Annotated in this window: 1 pseudogene; it reads right to left on the reverse strand. The window is 64.3% G+C overall.

Annotated features, from left to right (window positions below):
* Positions 1 to 266 (reverse strand): annotated as a pseudogene (locus tag Abci_RS13835) (AIDA repeat-containing protein); the annotation flags it as partial.

Raw genomic sequence — 266 nt, forward strand, 5'->3', positions numbered from 1 at the left:
CGTGCCGCTGGCAATGCCGCCCTGCTGCACCTGCAAGGAGGCGCCATCCTGCACAACCGTGCCCACTGCCGTGGCCCCGGAACCGGCATAGAGAGTGGCGGAGTTTGTCAGGGTGGTACCAGAGGCAATTCCGCCGTCTGTCAGTTGCACAATGCCGCCGCTGCCAACCTGTGTGCCGGTGGCCGTACCGCCTGCATCCACTTCCAGATATCCGCCAGAGGCCACAGACGCTGCAACGGCAGATGCACCCTGCTCCACAAACAGGT

The sequence above is a fragment of the Acetobacter cibinongensis genome, from assembly GCF_000963925.1.
GTDB lineage: Bacteria > Pseudomonadota > Alphaproteobacteria > Acetobacterales > Acetobacteraceae > Acetobacter > Acetobacter cibinongensis.